The 14,651-nt window shown below is 63.4% G+C and carries 15 protein-coding genes; 7 read left to right on the top strand and 8 right to left on the bottom strand.

Annotation, left to right across the window (positions count from 1 at the left end; translation table 11 throughout):
• Positions 1 to 13: 13 nt before the first annotated feature.
• Positions 14 to 1,333 (top strand): MFS transporter, encoded by a 1,320-nt coding sequence (locus C5F70_RS16815; protein ID WP_104903762.1) that lies wholly within the window; start codon positions 14 to 16, stop codon positions 1,331 to 1,333.
• On the opposite strand, the gene C5F70_RS16810 is transcribed toward C5F70_RS16815, so the two are convergent.
• The gene (locus C5F70_RS16810) at positions 1,311 to 1,490 is read right to left on the bottom strand and encodes a hypothetical protein (RefSeq protein WP_104903761.1); all 180 of its coding nucleotides are present in this window, start codon (positions 1,488 to 1,490) and stop codon (positions 1,311 to 1,313) included. The genes C5F70_RS16815 and C5F70_RS16810 overlap by 23 nt on opposite strands.
• 129 nt (positions 1,491 to 1,619) lie before the next feature.
• On the opposite strand from C5F70_RS16810, the gene C5F70_RS16805 reads away from it, so the two are divergent.
• Both C5F70_RS16805 and C5F70_RS16800 read left to right on the top strand, forming a co-directional pair.
• A complete protein-coding gene (locus tag C5F70_RS16805) occupies positions 1,620 to 2,543 on the top strand; it encodes a LysR substrate-binding domain-containing protein (RefSeq protein ID WP_017848725.1) in 924 nt (307 codons plus the stop codon).
• A gap of 55 nt (positions 2,544 to 2,598) precedes the next feature.
• The gene (locus C5F70_RS16800; RefSeq protein ID WP_017848726.1) at positions 2,599 to 2,961 is read left to right on the top strand and encodes a 5-carboxymethyl-2-hydroxymuconate Delta-isomerase; all 363 of its coding nucleotides are present in this window, start codon (positions 2,599 to 2,601) and stop codon (positions 2,959 to 2,961) included.
• Between the two features lie 35 nt (positions 2,962 to 2,996).
• Here C5F70_RS16800 and C5F70_RS16795 read toward each other — a convergent pair whose 3' ends face one another.
• The 4 genes from C5F70_RS16795 to C5F70_RS16780 all read right to left on the bottom strand — a co-directional run bounded on the left by C5F70_RS16795 (position 2,997) and on the right by C5F70_RS16780 (position 8,463).
• On the bottom strand, positions 2,997 to 3,932 hold the full coding sequence (locus tag C5F70_RS16795) for a LysR family transcriptional regulator (protein ID WP_104904572.1): 936 nt from the start codon (positions 3,930 to 3,932) through the stop codon (positions 2,997 to 2,999).
• Between the two features lie 137 nt (positions 3,933 to 4,069).
• Positions 4,070 to 5,257, bottom strand: a complete 1,188-nt coding sequence (locus C5F70_RS16790; protein WP_046384346.1) for a cyanate transporter — start codon at positions 5,255 to 5,257, stop codon at positions 4,070 to 4,072.
• A gap of 141 nt (positions 5,258 to 5,398) precedes the next feature.
• Complete coding sequence (locus C5F70_RS16785) at positions 5,399 to 6,841, bottom strand: aldehyde dehydrogenase family protein (protein ID WP_104903760.1); 1,443 nt, start codon at positions 6,839 to 6,841, stop codon at positions 5,399 to 5,401.
• Entirely contained in the window at positions 6,838 to 8,463 is a 1,626-nt protein-coding gene (locus C5F70_RS16780) for a 5-guanidino-2-oxopentanoate decarboxylase (protein WP_104903759.1), read from the bottom strand. Before C5F70_RS16780 ends, C5F70_RS16785 begins: the two co-directional genes overlap by 4 nt.
• Positions 8,464 to 8,574: 111 nt before the next feature.
• Here C5F70_RS16780 and C5F70_RS16775 point away from each other — a divergent pair, with 111 nt between their 5' ends.
• Positions 8,575 to 9,447: a LysR substrate-binding domain-containing protein gene (locus C5F70_RS16775; protein ID WP_046490388.1), complete on the top strand. Its 873-nt coding sequence runs from the start codon at positions 8,575 to 8,577 to the stop codon at positions 9,445 to 9,447.
• Positions 9,448 to 9,506: 59 nt separating this feature from the next.
• On the opposite strand, the gene C5F70_RS16770 is transcribed toward C5F70_RS16775, so the two are convergent.
• Together C5F70_RS16770 and C5F70_RS16765 are read right to left on the bottom strand one after the other, a co-directional pair.
• On the bottom strand, positions 9,507 to 10,121 hold the full coding sequence (locus tag C5F70_RS16770) for an NAD(P)-dependent oxidoreductase (RefSeq protein ID WP_017848732.1): 615 nt from the start codon (positions 10,119 to 10,121) through the stop codon (positions 9,507 to 9,509).
• 34 nt (positions 10,122 to 10,155) lie between these two features.
• Positions 10,156 to 11,022, bottom strand: a complete 867-nt coding sequence (locus C5F70_RS16765) for an MBL fold metallo-hydrolase (RefSeq protein ID WP_017848733.1) — start codon at positions 11,020 to 11,022, stop codon at positions 10,156 to 10,158.
• Between the two features lie 105 nt (positions 11,023 to 11,127).
• Between C5F70_RS16765 and C5F70_RS16760 the strand changes: the two genes are divergently transcribed.
• Both C5F70_RS16760 and C5F70_RS30830 read left to right on the top strand, forming a co-directional pair.
• Positions 11,128 to 12,033 carry a LysR family transcriptional regulator gene (locus C5F70_RS16760; RefSeq protein ID WP_032804836.1) on the top strand — a complete coding sequence of 302 codons (906 nt, stop codon included), beginning with the start codon at positions 11,128 to 11,130 and terminating at the stop codon, positions 12,031 to 12,033.
• Positions 12,034 to 12,132: 99 nt separating this feature from the next.
• On the top strand, positions 12,133 to 12,309 hold the full coding sequence (locus C5F70_RS30830; protein WP_017848735.1) for a hypothetical protein: 177 nt from the start codon (positions 12,133 to 12,135) through the stop codon (positions 12,307 to 12,309).
• A 25-nt stretch (positions 12,310 to 12,334) separates the two neighbouring features.
• Here C5F70_RS30830 and C5F70_RS16755 read toward each other — a convergent pair whose 3' ends face one another.
• Positions 12,335 to 13,222 carry a helix-turn-helix domain-containing protein gene (locus C5F70_RS16755; protein WP_046490390.1) on the bottom strand — a complete coding sequence of 296 codons (888 nt, stop codon included), beginning with the start codon at positions 13,220 to 13,222 and terminating at the stop codon, positions 12,335 to 12,337.
• 189 nt (positions 13,223 to 13,411) lie between these two features.
• Between C5F70_RS16755 and pobA the strand changes: the two genes are divergently transcribed.
• A complete protein-coding gene (pobA, locus tag C5F70_RS16750; protein WP_177410577.1) occupies positions 13,412 to 14,596 on the top strand; it encodes a 4-hydroxybenzoate 3-monooxygenase in 1,185 nt (394 codons plus the stop codon).
• The last annotated feature ends 55 nt before the right edge of the window (positions 14,597 to 14,651 follow it).

Here is a 14,651-nt window from a genome sequence, read left to right as displayed (position 1 = left end):
GAGGAACTGCCCGATGACTACTGCCACCCAGGCCCGCGAACCGCAGGTACTGAACAAATTGATGTTCGCCAAGTTGATGCCCTTGTTGATCATCGCCTACATCCTGAGCTTTCTGGACCGCACCAACATCGCCCTGGCCAAGCACCACCTGGACGTCGACCTGGGCATCTCCGCCGCGGCCTACGGGCTGGGCGCGGGCTTGTTCTTCCTCACGTATGCACTGTCGGAAATCCCCAGCAACCTGATCATGCACAAAGTCGGCGCGCGCTTCTGGATCGCGCGGATCATGGTGACCTGGGGCCTGATCTCGGCGGCCATGGCGTTTGTGTCGGGCGAGACCTCGTTCTACGTGTTACGCCTGTTGCTGGGCATCGCCGAAGCGGGCCTGTTTCCCGGGGTCATGCTCTATCTGACCTACTGGTTCAACCGCGAACAACGCGCACGGGCCACCGGCTATTTCCTGCTCGGCGTGTGCTTTGCCAACATCATCGGTGGCCCGGTGGGCGCAGCGTTGATGCGCCTGGACGGGCTGCTCGGCTGGCATGGCTGGCAGTGGATGTTCCTGCTCGAAGGCTTGCCGGCGGTGGCGTTCGCCTGGGTGGTGTGGCGCAAGTTGCCGGACCGCCCGAGCCAGGCGCCGTGGCTGACGGCGGCGGAAGCGCAGGGTATCGAACAGCGCATTGCCCAGGAAACCGAGGAAGGCGCCGGGGAGGGCGGCCACGCGTTGAAAAACTGGCTGACCCCGCAGATCCTGCTGGCGATCTTTGTGTATTTTTGCCATCAGATCACGGTCTACACGGTGATCTTTTTCCTGCCGAGCATCATCAGCAAATACGGTGAATTGAGCACCATGAGCGTGGGGTTGCTGACCTCGCTGCCCTGGATCGCCGCCGCCTTGGGCGCAGTGTGGCTGCCGCGTTTTGCGACCACACCCACCCGCGCGCGGCGCCTGTTGATCAGCGGGTTGCTGACCATGGCGCTGGGGTTGGGCATCGCGTCGGTGTCGGGGCCGGTGTTCAGTCTGCTGGGCTTTTGTCTGTCGGCAGTGATGTTTTTTGTGGTGCAGTCGATTGTGTTCCTCTACCCGGCCTCGCGTCTCAAGGGCGTCGCCTTGGCGGGCGGGCTGGGTTTCGTCAATGCCTGCGGGCTGTTGGGCGGGTTTGTCGGGCCGTCGGTGATGGGCATGATTGAGATGAGTACCGGCAACGCGATGAATGGCCTGAAGGTGATTGCCGTGGTGCTGGTGGTCGCGGCGTTGGCCGCGCTGCGTTTGCGCCAGGGCCAGGAACAGGCGCCGGCCCCTCGGGTCGCTATGAGACCAGCAACGAAATAGGATAACCCGACGCCAATACCAGGTACGCCACCACCGCCGCCAGGCACAAGCCGACGAATACCCGCAACAACGTGCGGGCGGTGGGGTGCGCGATAAACTGGATGACCCAGATGCAGAACCCGGCCAGGAGGATGGCCGCGGCGAGAATAACCAGCACGATAGTGTTCCTGCGACCGTGAAGAGCTGAATATATAGTCGTAAAGCCGCCCAATGAACAGTGCGCGCATAGACGCAGCCCCTCGGGCTTTCTAAACTGCGGCTTGTCGTGGGGAAAGGGCAGGTGCCGATGAATCGCAATGAATTACGCAAGGCCGACATCAACCTGATGGTGGTCTTCGAGGCACTGATGCTCGAGCGCAATGTGACGCGGGTGGCGGAGAAGTTGTTTCTCGGCCAGCCGACCATCAGTTCGGCGCTCAACCGGTTACGCACCTTGTTCAACGATCCGCTGTTCATTCGCGTCGGCCACCGCATGGAACCTACCGCGCGGGCCGAGGAAATCATCCGGCACCTGTCGCCGGCCCTGGACTCTCTTTCATCGGCCCTGAGCCTGACCCACGATTTCGACCCGTCCGTCAGCACCATGACCTTCCGGATCGGCCTGTCCGATGACGTCGAGTTCGGCCTGTTGCCGCCGTTGTTGCGCGCCTTGCGCCAGGAAGCGCCGAAGGTGGTGTTCGTGGTGCAGCATGTGGATTACTGGCGGATTCCCGATCTGCTGGCATCCGGTGATATCACCGTCGGCATCACCCAGACCCGTGGCCTGCCGGCGAATGCCAAGCGCAAGTTACTGCGCCATATCCACCCGCGCTTGCTGCGCGCCGACGCGTCCGACCGGCCGCTGACCCTCGATGAATATTGTGCGCGGCCCCATGTGCTGGTGTCCCACACCGCCAACGTATCCGGGTTTGCCGATGAGTGGCTGGCGGAAATCGGGCGCAAGCGCCATGTGGTGCTGTCGGTGCCGCAATACAGCGCGCTGCCGGCGCTGCTGGCCGGCACCGACCTGATCGCCAGCCTGCCGGACTACACCGCTGAAGCCATGACGCTGTCGGGCAATCTGTTTTGTGAGCCCTACCCATTCGAGACGCCGACCCTGGATCTGTCCATGGTCTGGCTCAGCCATGTGGACACCGATCCGGCCGAGCGCTGGGTGCGTTCGCGGCTGGAGGCGTTCATGAGCGACCGCGGGCTGGCGAAAAAGGTCTGATGCTTTTATCCGTGGTATATCTAGGAATCTTCCTATCGATACTTCGGAGACTCCCATGCCACACCTGCACCTGGAATACACCGCCAACCTGACGCAACTGGACACCGACAAGGCCCTGTTGCGTCTGAACCATGCATTGGTGGCCTCCGGTCAGTTTGGCGCCGAGCTGGATATCAAGAGCCGTTCACTCAAGGTCGAGAGTTTTCGCGTGGGCACCGGCATGAACCCGCGGGGTTTTGTCGCCGTGCGCCTGGCGTTGCTCAGTGGACGCTCGGCGCAGGTCAAGAAGCAGCTGTCAGAAAGCCTGCTGGCCGTGGTGCAGGAACTTGGGCCATGGCCGGAAGGTGTGCAGGTGCAACTGAGTGTCGAATTGCTGGATATCGATCGCGATTCCTACAGTAAGGTCGCGATCGGCTGAGCGCTTCCATCCACCACAACCGTCGATGCGTAAGGTCAGAGTAATCCCTGTTCAGCGCAGACTTTGACCACCTGCTCCCTGAACCAGGTATTGGCGCTGTCCTGTTCACTGGTTTCGTTCCACTGCATATCCAGGGTGAACCCCGGCAACCCGTGGGGCGCCTCGCAGTGGCCGAACAGCGACGCCGGGGCCAGCAGTTTGTGGACGCGGCGGGGCAGGGTCACGATGAAGTCGGTGCCGGTGATCATCTTCAACGCCGCGCCATAGCTGTTGGCCCGTGCGACCACTTGGCGCTTGTGGGCCTGACGCGCCAGCCAGCCGTCGACCATGTTGGTGTCGGAGGTCCACGGCGTGGGAAACACGTGGCGCCGCTCGACGAACGACTGCAGGCTGAACGCCGCCTCGCGGGGTGCCGCGCGCTTGTCGAAGACACACACCAGATCATCTTCCAGCAACATCTGGGTCTTGAAGTCTTTATGCGCGCGGTGAAAGTGCGGGCCAAAGCAAATCACCAGGTCGAGGCGGCCTTCGCGCAGGTCGTCGGCAGGGATCTCGGTTTCCAGCTTGCGCACATTGACGATCACCGGCAGGTTCGCGCGATCGAAGTGCTTCAACAGGCGCGGCAGGATCAGTTGCTCGAAATACTCCGGGGCGCACACGTTGAAGGTCACGGCTTTCTGGGTGGGGTCAAAGGCTTGGCCACCGGCGTGGCACAGGTTGATGCTTTCGAGGATTTTCTGCACATGGCCGTACATGGTGCTGGCCTTGTACGTCGGACGCATACCCGCCCGCGTGTTGATGAACAGCTCATCCTCGAAGCTGGTGCGCAGCTTCTTCAAGCTGTAGCTCACGGTCGACTGGCTGACGAACAGCGTTTCTGACACCTCGGTAACGCTGCTCTGGTCGTAGACGGCGATAAACACCATCAAATCCTGCATATCGAGCTTTCTGAGCAAGTTACTGTTTAGCATCCATTCCATCCGGTAAGCCTTGGCACTGTGGCAGCGCGCGACAAGGGCAAAAGCTTAACGGAACGGGAGTGCCAATAGAAAGCTCTGTAGGGTGTTTCAGTGTTGTGCGTGGGACAAAAAGTGTTTGCAACACGACGTCAGCGGATGTGGTCTGCGTAATGCTTCGGATTGAAGCGCGTGACGATCAGCAGCATCACCCCGATCACCGCCGCCAGCGACCACCATGCCCATTCGAAACTGCCCAACTGATCGCGGATCATCCCGGCGATCAGCGGCGACAGGCCGGCAATCAGGTAACCGATGCCTTGCACGAACGCCGTCAGGCTACCGGCGCGGCGCGGGTGGTCGAGGTGGTCGAGGGACAGGATCAAACTCATCGGGAACAGGCCGCCGATGCCCAGGCCGAGCAGGCAGGGCCACAGCAGGCTCAGGTGTTGGGGCGCGAGGATCAGGCCGCAGAACCCGAGGATGATCAGCACCAGCAACACGGCCAACACTCCGCGTTTATCCCGGCGGCGGTTGGCGAGGGCGGGGGTGACCAGGCCCGAGATGACTTCCATCGCGGTGAGGAAACCCAGGAGCAAACCGGCATGCTGTTCGCTCCAGCCTTGTTCTACGTAGTACGGCGCCAGCCACGCCAGTACGCAGGTGTAGGAGGCTGTACCGAGGCCAAAAAAGATCGCCAGCAACCAGGCGCGGCCGTTGCCGAAAAATCCTTCCTGCTTGTCAGAACCTGCCTGGGGCAGAACCGGCAGCGCCGCACGCTGGGCGGACCAGCACACCAGGGCGAGCACGGCCAGCCCCGCCCAGATCGCCAGGCCGATGCGCCAGCTACCAGTCTGCACCAGCACGAACGGGGAGAACGACGCCGCCAGCGCCGCACCGCCCATGATCGCCGTGACGTACAAGCCCATGAACAATGAAACGTCAGCGCTGAAGCGCGACTTGATCAGCGCCGGCATCACCGCCTGGATCATCGCGATGCCGACCCCCGCAGCGATGGCGCTGACGATCAACTCCAGCGCCGAATCGAGGAACAACCGCGACAGCGTCGCCACGCCGATCACCAGCAGCGACACCGCAATGCTGCGATGTTCGCCGAAGCGCTTGGCCAGGCCCATGCCGAAAAACATCGCCAGGCCCATGGCCATGACCGGCAACATGGTCAGCAGCGCCGCGCTGCTGAAACTCAACGGCACCTCGCCGCGAATCGACGCTAACAACGGCCCTACGGCCGCCATCGACGGGCGCAGGTTAAGCGCGACCAGCACGACGCTGATCATCAGCCACACGGCGGTGGTGGGTTTTGCGTGAACGTTTTCCATGGGCCTGCCTTGAGTGAACAAGGGCGAATCAGGCCACGGGCGGGGGAGTGGGGCAAATGAGAAAGTCGCAGGGGCTATCTAAAAAATGCAGTTAACTGAAATACCGCACATTGCTCCACATTCCATCGGGAGGCTGCGTCGTCAGTTAGACCGGATTACATGCTTGATCTCCTGAAACGCCGCCAGCCCCCACGGGCCCAGTTCGCGGCCAATGCTGCTCTGCTTGTAACCGCCCCACGCCGTTTGCGGGAAGATCACCTGCGGCGCGTTGATCCACACCATGCCGGCCTGCAAGGCATTGGCCACGCGTGCGGCGGTTTCGTCGTTGCGGCTGACCACGCTGGCCACCAGGCCGAAATCGCTGTCGTTGGCCAGGGCGATGGCCTCGGCCTCCGTGGTAAAGCGTCGTACACACAGCACCGGGCCGAAGATTTCTTGCCGCCACAACGCGCTGTCCAGCGGCACGTCGGTGAACAGCGTGGGGCGAATGAAATAACCCTTCGCCAAGTGCGCCGGGCGCTCACCGCCGCACAGCAAGCGGGCACCGTCCTGCACGCCGCGCTGGATATGCGCCAACACCCGTTGGTACTGGGCGCGGTTGATCAACGCGCCCATTTCCACGTCGTTGGCAAATGGGTCGGCGACGCGAATCCCTTCAGCCCGCGCAGTTAAACGCTGTAGGAATTCATCCGCGAGACTGTCCGCCACCAGCACACGACTGGTCGCTGAACACATCTGCCCGGCGTTGAAAAAGCCACCTCCACAGGCCAGCTCAAGCGCCAGGTCGAGGTCGGCATCTTCCAGCACCAGCAGCGAGGATTTGCCCCCCAGTTCCAGGCTCACGCCCTTGACGGTTTCGGCGGCGCGTTGCATCACCTGCACGCCCACCGCATTGCTGCCGGTGAAGGAAATCTTCGCCACGCGAGGGTCCGCCGCCAGCGGGGCGCCCACGGCCGAGCCGGTGCCGCAGACCAGGTTGAACACCCCCGCCGGGAAGCCGGCCGCGGCGATGATCTGCGCCAGTTGCAACTCCGCCAGCGGCGTCACTTCCGACGGTTTGAGCACCACGCAACAGCCGGCGGCCAGCGCCGGGGCGAGTTTCCAGGCGGTGGTGACCATGGGGAAATTCCACGGCACGATCAGCCCCACCACGCCGCAGGGCTCGCGGCGCAGGCGGGCGCTGAAGGCATCAGTGGGCAGCGCCACCGCGCGGTCTTGCTCGGCGTCCAGCGCCTCGGCGAGACCGGCGTAGTACTCGAAGGTGGCGATGACGTCGTCCACATCGATTCCTGCTTCGAACAACGGTTTGCCGCTGTTGCGCGACTGTATGTGCATCAACGGTTCGCGCTGCTCGCTCACGCCTTGAGCCACTTTGCGCAGCAGGGCGCCGCGCTCGCGGCCGGTGCTCTGCGACCAGCCGACACACGCCGCGCTGGCGGCGTCGACCGCCTGGGTCACGGCGCGGGCATCGCCGACGCTGACCTGGGCGAGTATTTCCTCGGTGGCCGGGTTGATCACGTCCAACACGTCATGGCCCGCACGCCACGCACCATTGATATACACACCGTTTACGACCGCACTCATACCGCTACCTCCTGCATCCAACGTTCCTGGTCGATTTCAATCAGCGTCGGCCCCTGGCGATCCGCGGCGGCACGCAAGGCCACGCGCAGTGCGTCCAGGCCCTGGATGCGTTCGGCAGCGCAACCGAGGGCCGTGGCCACGCCGATGAAGTCCGGCGTGTAAATGTCGACGCCGACCGGTTCGATGGCCCGGTTGACCATGTACTTCTTGATCTCCTCATAGCCCTGGTTATTCCACAGCAGCACGATGATCGGTGTGCGCGCCTCCACGGCGCTGGCCAGTTCCGGCAGGGTGAATTGCAGCCCGCCGTCGCCGATCAGGCACACCACCGGCTGGCCATCGCCACGCCCCAACCAGGCACCGATGGCCGCGGGCAGGGCATAACCCAGGGTGCCGTAGCCGGTGGACGCGTTGAACCAGCGGCGCGGGTGGTCAAGGTTCAGGGTCAGGTTGCCGCTGTACACCGGCTGCGTGGAGTCGCCCACCAGCGCTGCGCCGGGCAGTTCCTCCAGCACCGTGTGGAGCATGCGGGTTTGCGCGCGGGTGGCGGCGTCCCAGGTCGGCGTCAATTCGGCCCACAGGCGGGCGACGCGCTGGGCGCCCCAGGCACTGTGGCGAGGCGCCAGCGGTTGGCGCTGGAGTTCGGCGAGCAAGGCGTCGGCGGCGATCTGCGCGTCGGCCACCAAGGCCAGCTCGGGCGGGTAATTGCGCACGGTCTGGTCGGGGTCGATATCGATGCGCAGCAGTGCGCCGGGAATCTCGAAACCGCCGGCGAAGGTCACGTCGTAGTCGGTCTCCGCCAGCTCCGTGCCGATCGCCAGCACCACATCGGCTTCGGCGACCAGGGCGCGGGTGGCGAGCAGGGACTGGGTCGAGCCGATCAGCAGCGGGTGGGCCGCGGGCAGCAGGCCTTTGGCGTTGATGGTCAGAGCCACGGGGGCACCGAGGGCGTCGGCCAGGCGGGTCAACGCCGCGGCGGCCTCGATGGCGCCGCCGCCGGCCAGGATCAGCGGGCGTTGGGCGGCGGCGAGCCGTTGGCTCATCTGCGCGACCGCCACTGGCGCCGCACCGGCACGCGCCACGCTGATGGGGGAGGTGCCGAGCAACGCATCGGCGTTTTCCACCAGCACATCCAGCGGGATTTCGATGTGTACCGGGCGCGGGCGCCCTGCCTGGAACAGTGCAAACGCCCGCGCCAGCACGCCGGGCAATTCTGCTGCCGACATCACGGTGTGGGAGAACGCCGCCACGCCGGCGACCAGCGCGCTTTGGTTCGGCAGCTCATGCAACTTGCCGCGCCCGCCGCCCAACTGGCTGCGCGCCTGCACGCTGGAGATCACCAGCATCGGGATCGAGTCGGCATAGGCCTGGCCCATGGCCGTGGTGATGTTGGTCATGCCGGGGCCGGTGATGATCAAACACACGCCGGGCTTGCCGCTGGTGCGCGCATAGCCATCGGCCATAAAACCCGCGCCCTGTTCGTGGCGCGGGGTGACGTGGCGGATGTTCGAGCGCGCCAGGCCGCGATACAACTCCACGGTGTGGACGCCAGGAATACCAAACACCTGGTCCACGCCGTAGCTTTCCAGGAGCTTGACCAATACTTCGCCGCAGGTCGCCATACATGTCGCTCTCAGGTTGAGGTGAGGCGGTATTGGACCGGCTGGCCGGTAGCGGCAACAATCGATAAAAAGTCATACTAGCCATGTCCTCACGTCATGGCTGCTTGCCCTATGAAACGCCTCCCGCCGCTGCCCGCGCTGCACACCTTCTGGGTCACCGCCCAGTGCTGCAACTTCACCCACGCTGCCGCGCAGTTGCACATCACCCAAGGCGCGGTGAGCCGGCAGATCGCCGGGCTGGAAAGCCATTTGGGCTATGCCTTGTTCCAGCGCCAGGCACGGGGCCTGAGCCTGACCGAAGAGGGCCGCGAGTGGTCGCTGCGGGTGCAGCAGGTCTTCGGCCTGATCGGTGACGCGCTGGAGCAGATCGGCCGCCGCCGCGACACCTTGCAGCTCAAGGCCTCCACCTGCGTGATGCGCTGGCTGCTGCCGCGCTTGATGCAATGGCAGCGGGAGCGCCCGGATGTGCCGGTGGAGCTGACCACGACCGTGGCCTACACCGTGGACTTTCGTCGCGAGCAATTCGATGCCGCGGTGATCTATGCGCCCAGCGCCGAACAGTCGGCCGAGGCTCGGCATCTGTTCGACGAACACCTCACCCCGGTGTGCGCGCCGGCCTTGCTGGGCGCGCTGAATACGCCAGCAGACCTGCAGCAACAGGTGCTGCTGCACCCCACGCGGGACGAGCGGGACTGGGCGTTATGGCTGAACGCGGCGAAGACGCGCTTGAGCAATGTGAGCCAGGGCCATCATTTCGAGACGCTGGATCTGGCCATGACAGTGGCGTCCCAGGGTTCAGGCGTGGCGATCGGCGACAGCGCGTTGATTGGCGAGGATGTGAGCGCGGGGCGCTTGGTGACGCCGTTTGAATTGCGGGTGCCGACGGGGATGGGCTATTACCTGGTGTATCCGCCGGGGACAAAGCCGTCCGCCGGGCTTGAAGCGTTGATGGAGTGGTTGGTCAACCAGGCGCAACAGGCGTAACGCTGAAGATCCACCTGTGGGAACCGGCAAGCCAGCTCCCACAGGTTGATCGTGTCGGCTCAGTAACCGACGGTGAAACGCTGGCGCGAATGCTTCGGTGTTTCCACTTCATCGATCATCGCGATGGCGAAGTCGGCGAAGCTGATCCAGCTGCGGCCTTCGCGGCTCACCAACAGATCATCCTGGCCCAGGCGGAAGGTGCCGGTGCGCTCGGTTTCAACGAATTCGGCCGATGGCGACAGGAAGGTCCAATCCAGTTCCTGCTCCTGACGCAACGCCTCGAGGAACGTCGCGCCGGCACTGGCTTCAGCCTTGTACGCCTCTGGGAAACCCTCGCTGTCGATCACCCGAGTGCCGCCCGGCAGCAGCAACGAACCCGCGCCGCCCACCACCAGCAGGCGTTTGACCCCGGCTTTTTTCACCGGGCCGATCACCGCGCTGGCGGGCAGGGTGGCGAAATGCGCCGCGCTGATCACCACATCGCTGCCGCTGATGGCCTGTTGCAAGGCCTCGGCATCCAGCGCATCGACCTGTTTGACGCTGACGCCAGGACGCACGGCGAGCTTGTCAGTGTTGCGCGCGATGGCGGTGACGCTGTGCCCGCGTCGCAGCGCTTCTTCCAGCAGTTGGCTACCGGCGCGGCCGGTGGCCCCAATGATTGCGATCTTGCTCATGACATTCTCCAGTACGGTTAAGGTTTGAAACGCTTCACCACTTCATTTCGCCCTTGGCGACTTTGGCGCTCAGTTCCAGCGAACTTTCGTCGGCGAGGGTCGGGTAACGCTTTTTCATCGCCGCGATCAGGGCGGCGGAGTCCTTGGCCTTGGCGGTTTCTTCGTCAAAGGCCTGGATGTAGTCGGCGGTAAAGGCCACGGATTGCAGCGACGGGTTGCCGAGGAAATGCCCCGGAACCACCGTGCGCGGCTGCAGTTCGGCGATGCGTTGCAGGGTGGCCAGCCAGTCTTTGTGGGACTGCGCGCTCTGAGTATCGGCCATCCACAGGTGGATGTTGTCGGCGACGACCACACCGCCGACCACGGCCTTGATCGACGGCACCCATACAAAGCTGCGATCCGGCTGCGGGCCGTCGAGGCCGATCACTTCCAGCGGTTGCCCTTCAAGCGTCAGGCGGTGGCCGTCGAGCACCTGCGGCACGATGGTTTTGCCTGGCTTGTCGGCGCCCATTTTCGGGCCCCAGAACGCCAGTTTGCCGGCGACGGTGGCGTTGATGTGGTCGACCACCGCTTGCGGGGCCAGCACCTTGGCGTCGGGGAATGCGGCGGTCAGGGTGTCGAGGCCGAAGTAGTAGTCCGGGTCGCCGTGGCTGATGTAGATGGTCGTCAGGTGTTTGCCGCTGGCGCGGATCTTCTGCACCAGGTGTTCGGCCTGGCTTTTGCCGAACTGCGCGTCGACCAGGATCGCGTCTTTCGCGCCGCTGACCAGCACCGAACTGACCGGGAAGATCGCGGCCTCGCCGGGGTTGTACACGTCGAGGGTCAGCTCGGCGGCGGCCGCCTGGACGGCGAAGGCCAGGGCGGCGGTCGCCAGGGTCAGGCGCTTGAGGGTGGACAACATCGGGCAACTCCGGCAATCGGTAAGGGATGCGCAGAGCTTAGTTGCACCAAACACCACAAAAAATGCGATGCTGGGACATAGTTTGTTTCTAAAATCGGGCAGATCATGGATCGTCTTCAAGCAATGCGCGTGTTTGTGACGGTGGTGGATCTGGGCAGCCAGTCCGCCGCCGCCGACCATCTGGACCTGTCGCGCCCGGTGGTCTCGCGCTACCTGGCCGAGCTGGAAGACTGGGTCGGCGCGCGCTTGCTGCATCGCACCACGCGCAAACTCAGCCTGACGGCTGCCGGCGGGGAAACCCTGCCACGTTGCCGGCAATTGCTGGAACTGTGCGGCGACATGCAGGCCGCCGTCAGCGAGCCGGATGACGCGCCCCGTGGCCTGCTGCGCCTGAGTGTCAGCACCTCGTTCGGCCAGGCGCAGTTGGCCGAGGCCATCGCCGAATACGTCAGGCGCTACCCCTTGGTGACGGTCGACCTGCAGATGCTCGATCGCACGGTCAACCTGGTGGATGAGCGCATCGACCTGGCCATCCGCACCAGCAACGACCTGGACCCCAACCTGATCGCGCGGCGCCTGACGGTCTGTCGCTCGGTGGTGTGCGCGACCCCGGCCTACCTGCTTGAGCATCCGGCGCCGCAAAAGGTCGAGGACCTGGCGCGGCACAACTGCCTGACCCACTCGTACTTCGGCAAAAGCCTGTGGCATTTCGAGGAAGGCGGCGAACACGTTTCGGTGCCGGTCCACGGCAATATCACCGCCAACGAAGCCAGCACACTGTTACGCGTGACGCTCGCCGGGGCGGGGGTGGCGATGCTGCCCAGTTATCAGGCCGGCGAGCACATCCGCCGTGGCGAACTGGTGCGCCTGTTGCCCGCGGCCGAACCGCGGCAGATGAACATCTACGCGGTGTACGCGTCGCGCAAACACATGCCGTCGGCGCTGCGCAGCCTCCTGGATTTCCTGGTGCTGAGGTTTCCGGAAACGCCGGAGTGGGACCGGGGCCTGTGACCCGACATACAGATGTTGAATGGCGTCCAATAATGGCAACTCGCCCTGGCTGACCTATGCTTTAAACAGCACCGAGTAGGTCCTTCAGAGGTCTGTGCCATGACCGTCAAAACCAGAAAGTACCTGAAAATTTTCATCCTTTGCGCCTTGGTCAGCGCGCTGTACGGCACCGCCGCCTATCGCGTCGAGCAGGCCCGCATGCAGCCGAGCTTTGCGATCAGTTGCCATCAGGATCAATGCATTCCGCGCACCGGCAGTTTCAGCGCGTTGCGCTAATGGCCAACCAAGGACGATCCCGCGTTTAATCCTCGGGTGTTTCGGCCTTGAGTCGTTCGCGAAATGCCTTGGGCGAAAACCCGACCCGGCGGCGGAATAGCCGCGAGAAGTTGGTCGGGTCGGAAAAGCCCAATACCTCTGACATTTCATTGATGGTCATGCTGGTGTAGGTCAGCAGGCGCTTGGCTTCCAGCAATTGGCGGTCGTGCATGATCTGTAGCGCGGGTTGCCCACCCAACTCCCGACATGTGCCGTTCAGGTGTGAGACCGAGATACCCAGCTTGTGGGCCAGGTCTTCAATCTTCGGGTGTTCGCGATAATGCTGTTCGACCAATTGGGTAAAGCGCCGGAAATACTCGCGCCCACGCGGTGCCCGCGGGTGACGGCGCTGGATGGCCTGGCGGCTGATCCATACGAGCAGCACGCTGACCAGGGCGTGCATCAGCATGTCCCGGGCCGGCTGCTCATCGGCGTATTCGTCCTGCAGGCGGGCGAACAGGTTGTTGAGATAGTCGCTGTCCTTGCCTGCCGGGTAACTGCCCAGCACCTGCAGGCCGTCCACCGTTGCGCCCAATTGCGCTTGCAGGTGGCTGACCAGCGGTGCCGCCAGGGTCAGCACGTAGCCTTCGACATCTTCCGCAAACCGGAATCCGTGCACACACAGCGGCGGCAGCACCTGCAAGGTCGCTTCGTTGAGGGTGGTGCGCTGGCCTTCGATTTCCAGTTGCGCCTGGCCTTGGTGGACGTACAGCAACTGGCACAGATCCGCGTGCCGGTGGGGCTGGATTTCCCACTGGTAGTCCCGGCTGCGTCGGGAAATCGTTTCGCAGTGCAACAAATCCGGCGTCGGCCATTGCTGGTTTTCCCCGTACAGCTTGAACACCGGAATCGCGGAACTGGCAGTTTTGGTCATAGTTTCAATCCGATACTCAGGCAAGTGGTTCGGTAATCGCCCCGATTGGCAAAAAGCGCAGGCTTTGGCGCAGTTTTCACCTTCTTATAGCGCCCACTCAAGTGAAAAATGTCAGCAATAAGACCAATGACAACTCTTTCACCTTATCCGTTCGGGTGAATTTTTCGGACCATAAAAATAATGAAAACGCTGAAAACTCAAGTCGCCATCATCGGCGCCGGTCCTTCGGGACTGTTGCTCGGCCAACTGTTGCAGCAGGCCGGTATCCAAACCCTGATTCTAGAGCGCCAGAGCGCCGACTACGTGCTGGGGCGCATCCGTGCCGGGGTGTTGGAGCAAGGCATGGTCGACCTGTTGCGCGAGGCCGGCGTCGGCCAGCGCATGGACGCGGAAGGCCTGGTCCATGATGGCTTCGAACTGGCGCTTAATGGCCAACTGACTCACATCGACCTCAAGGCGCTCACCGGCGGTCAATCGGTGATGGTCTACGGCCAGACCGAAGTGACCCGCGACCTGATGGCCGCACGCGCCGCCACCGGTGGCGTCACCTTGTACAACGCGCGTGAGGTGCAACCCCACGGGCTCAAAACTGATCAACCCTGGCTGACGTTCGAACATGAAGGCGAAGCCTTTCGCCTGGAGTGTGATTACGTGGCCGGTTGCGACGGTTTTCACGGTGTCGCCCGGCAATCGATCCCGGCCGAGTCGCTGAAGGTCTTCGAGCGGGTGTATCCCTTCGGCTGGCTGGGCATCCTGGCCGACACGCCGCCGGTCCATCCTGAACTGGTGTACGCCAAGCATGCGCGCGGGTTTGCCTTGTGCAGCATGCGTTCGCCGACGCGCAGCCGTTACTACCTGCAAGTACCCGTCGAGGAGTCGGTCGATGAGTGGTCGGACCAGCGTTTCTGGGCTGAACTGAAAACGCGCCTACCAAGCCAGTTGGCCGAGCAGTTGGTGACCGGGCCGTCGATCGAAAAAAGCATCGCGCCGCTGCGCAGCTTCGTGGTCGAGCCGATGCAGTACGGGCGTTTGTTTCTGCTGGGGGATGCGGCGCACATCGTCCCACCCACCGGGGCCAAGGGCTTGAACCTGGCGGCGAGCGACGTGAGCACGCTGTTTCGCATCTTGCTCAAGGTCTACCGCGAGGGGCGCGTGGAGTTGCTGGAGAAATATTCGGAAATCTGCCTGCGACGCGTGTGGAAGGCTGAGCGGTTTTCCTGGTGGATGACGTCGATGCTGCATCAGTTTCCCGAAGCGGACGGGTTCAGCCAGCGCATTGCCGAGAGCGAACTGGCGTACTTCATCCACTCACACGCCGGTCGCACCACCATCGCGGAAAATTACGTCGGGCTTCCTTACGAAGCTATCGAATAGCCTGCTATCGTATCGAGCATGCCCGCAGGTCGCCTTTTCCTGCGGGCCTTGCTCG

Source organism: Pseudomonas sp. LH1G9 (assembly GCF_002949975.1).
Taxonomy (GTDB): Bacteria; Pseudomonadota; Gammaproteobacteria; order Pseudomonadales; family Pseudomonadaceae; genus Aquipseudomonas; species Aquipseudomonas veronii.
This window is presented reverse-complemented; position numbering and strand designations above follow the sequence as displayed.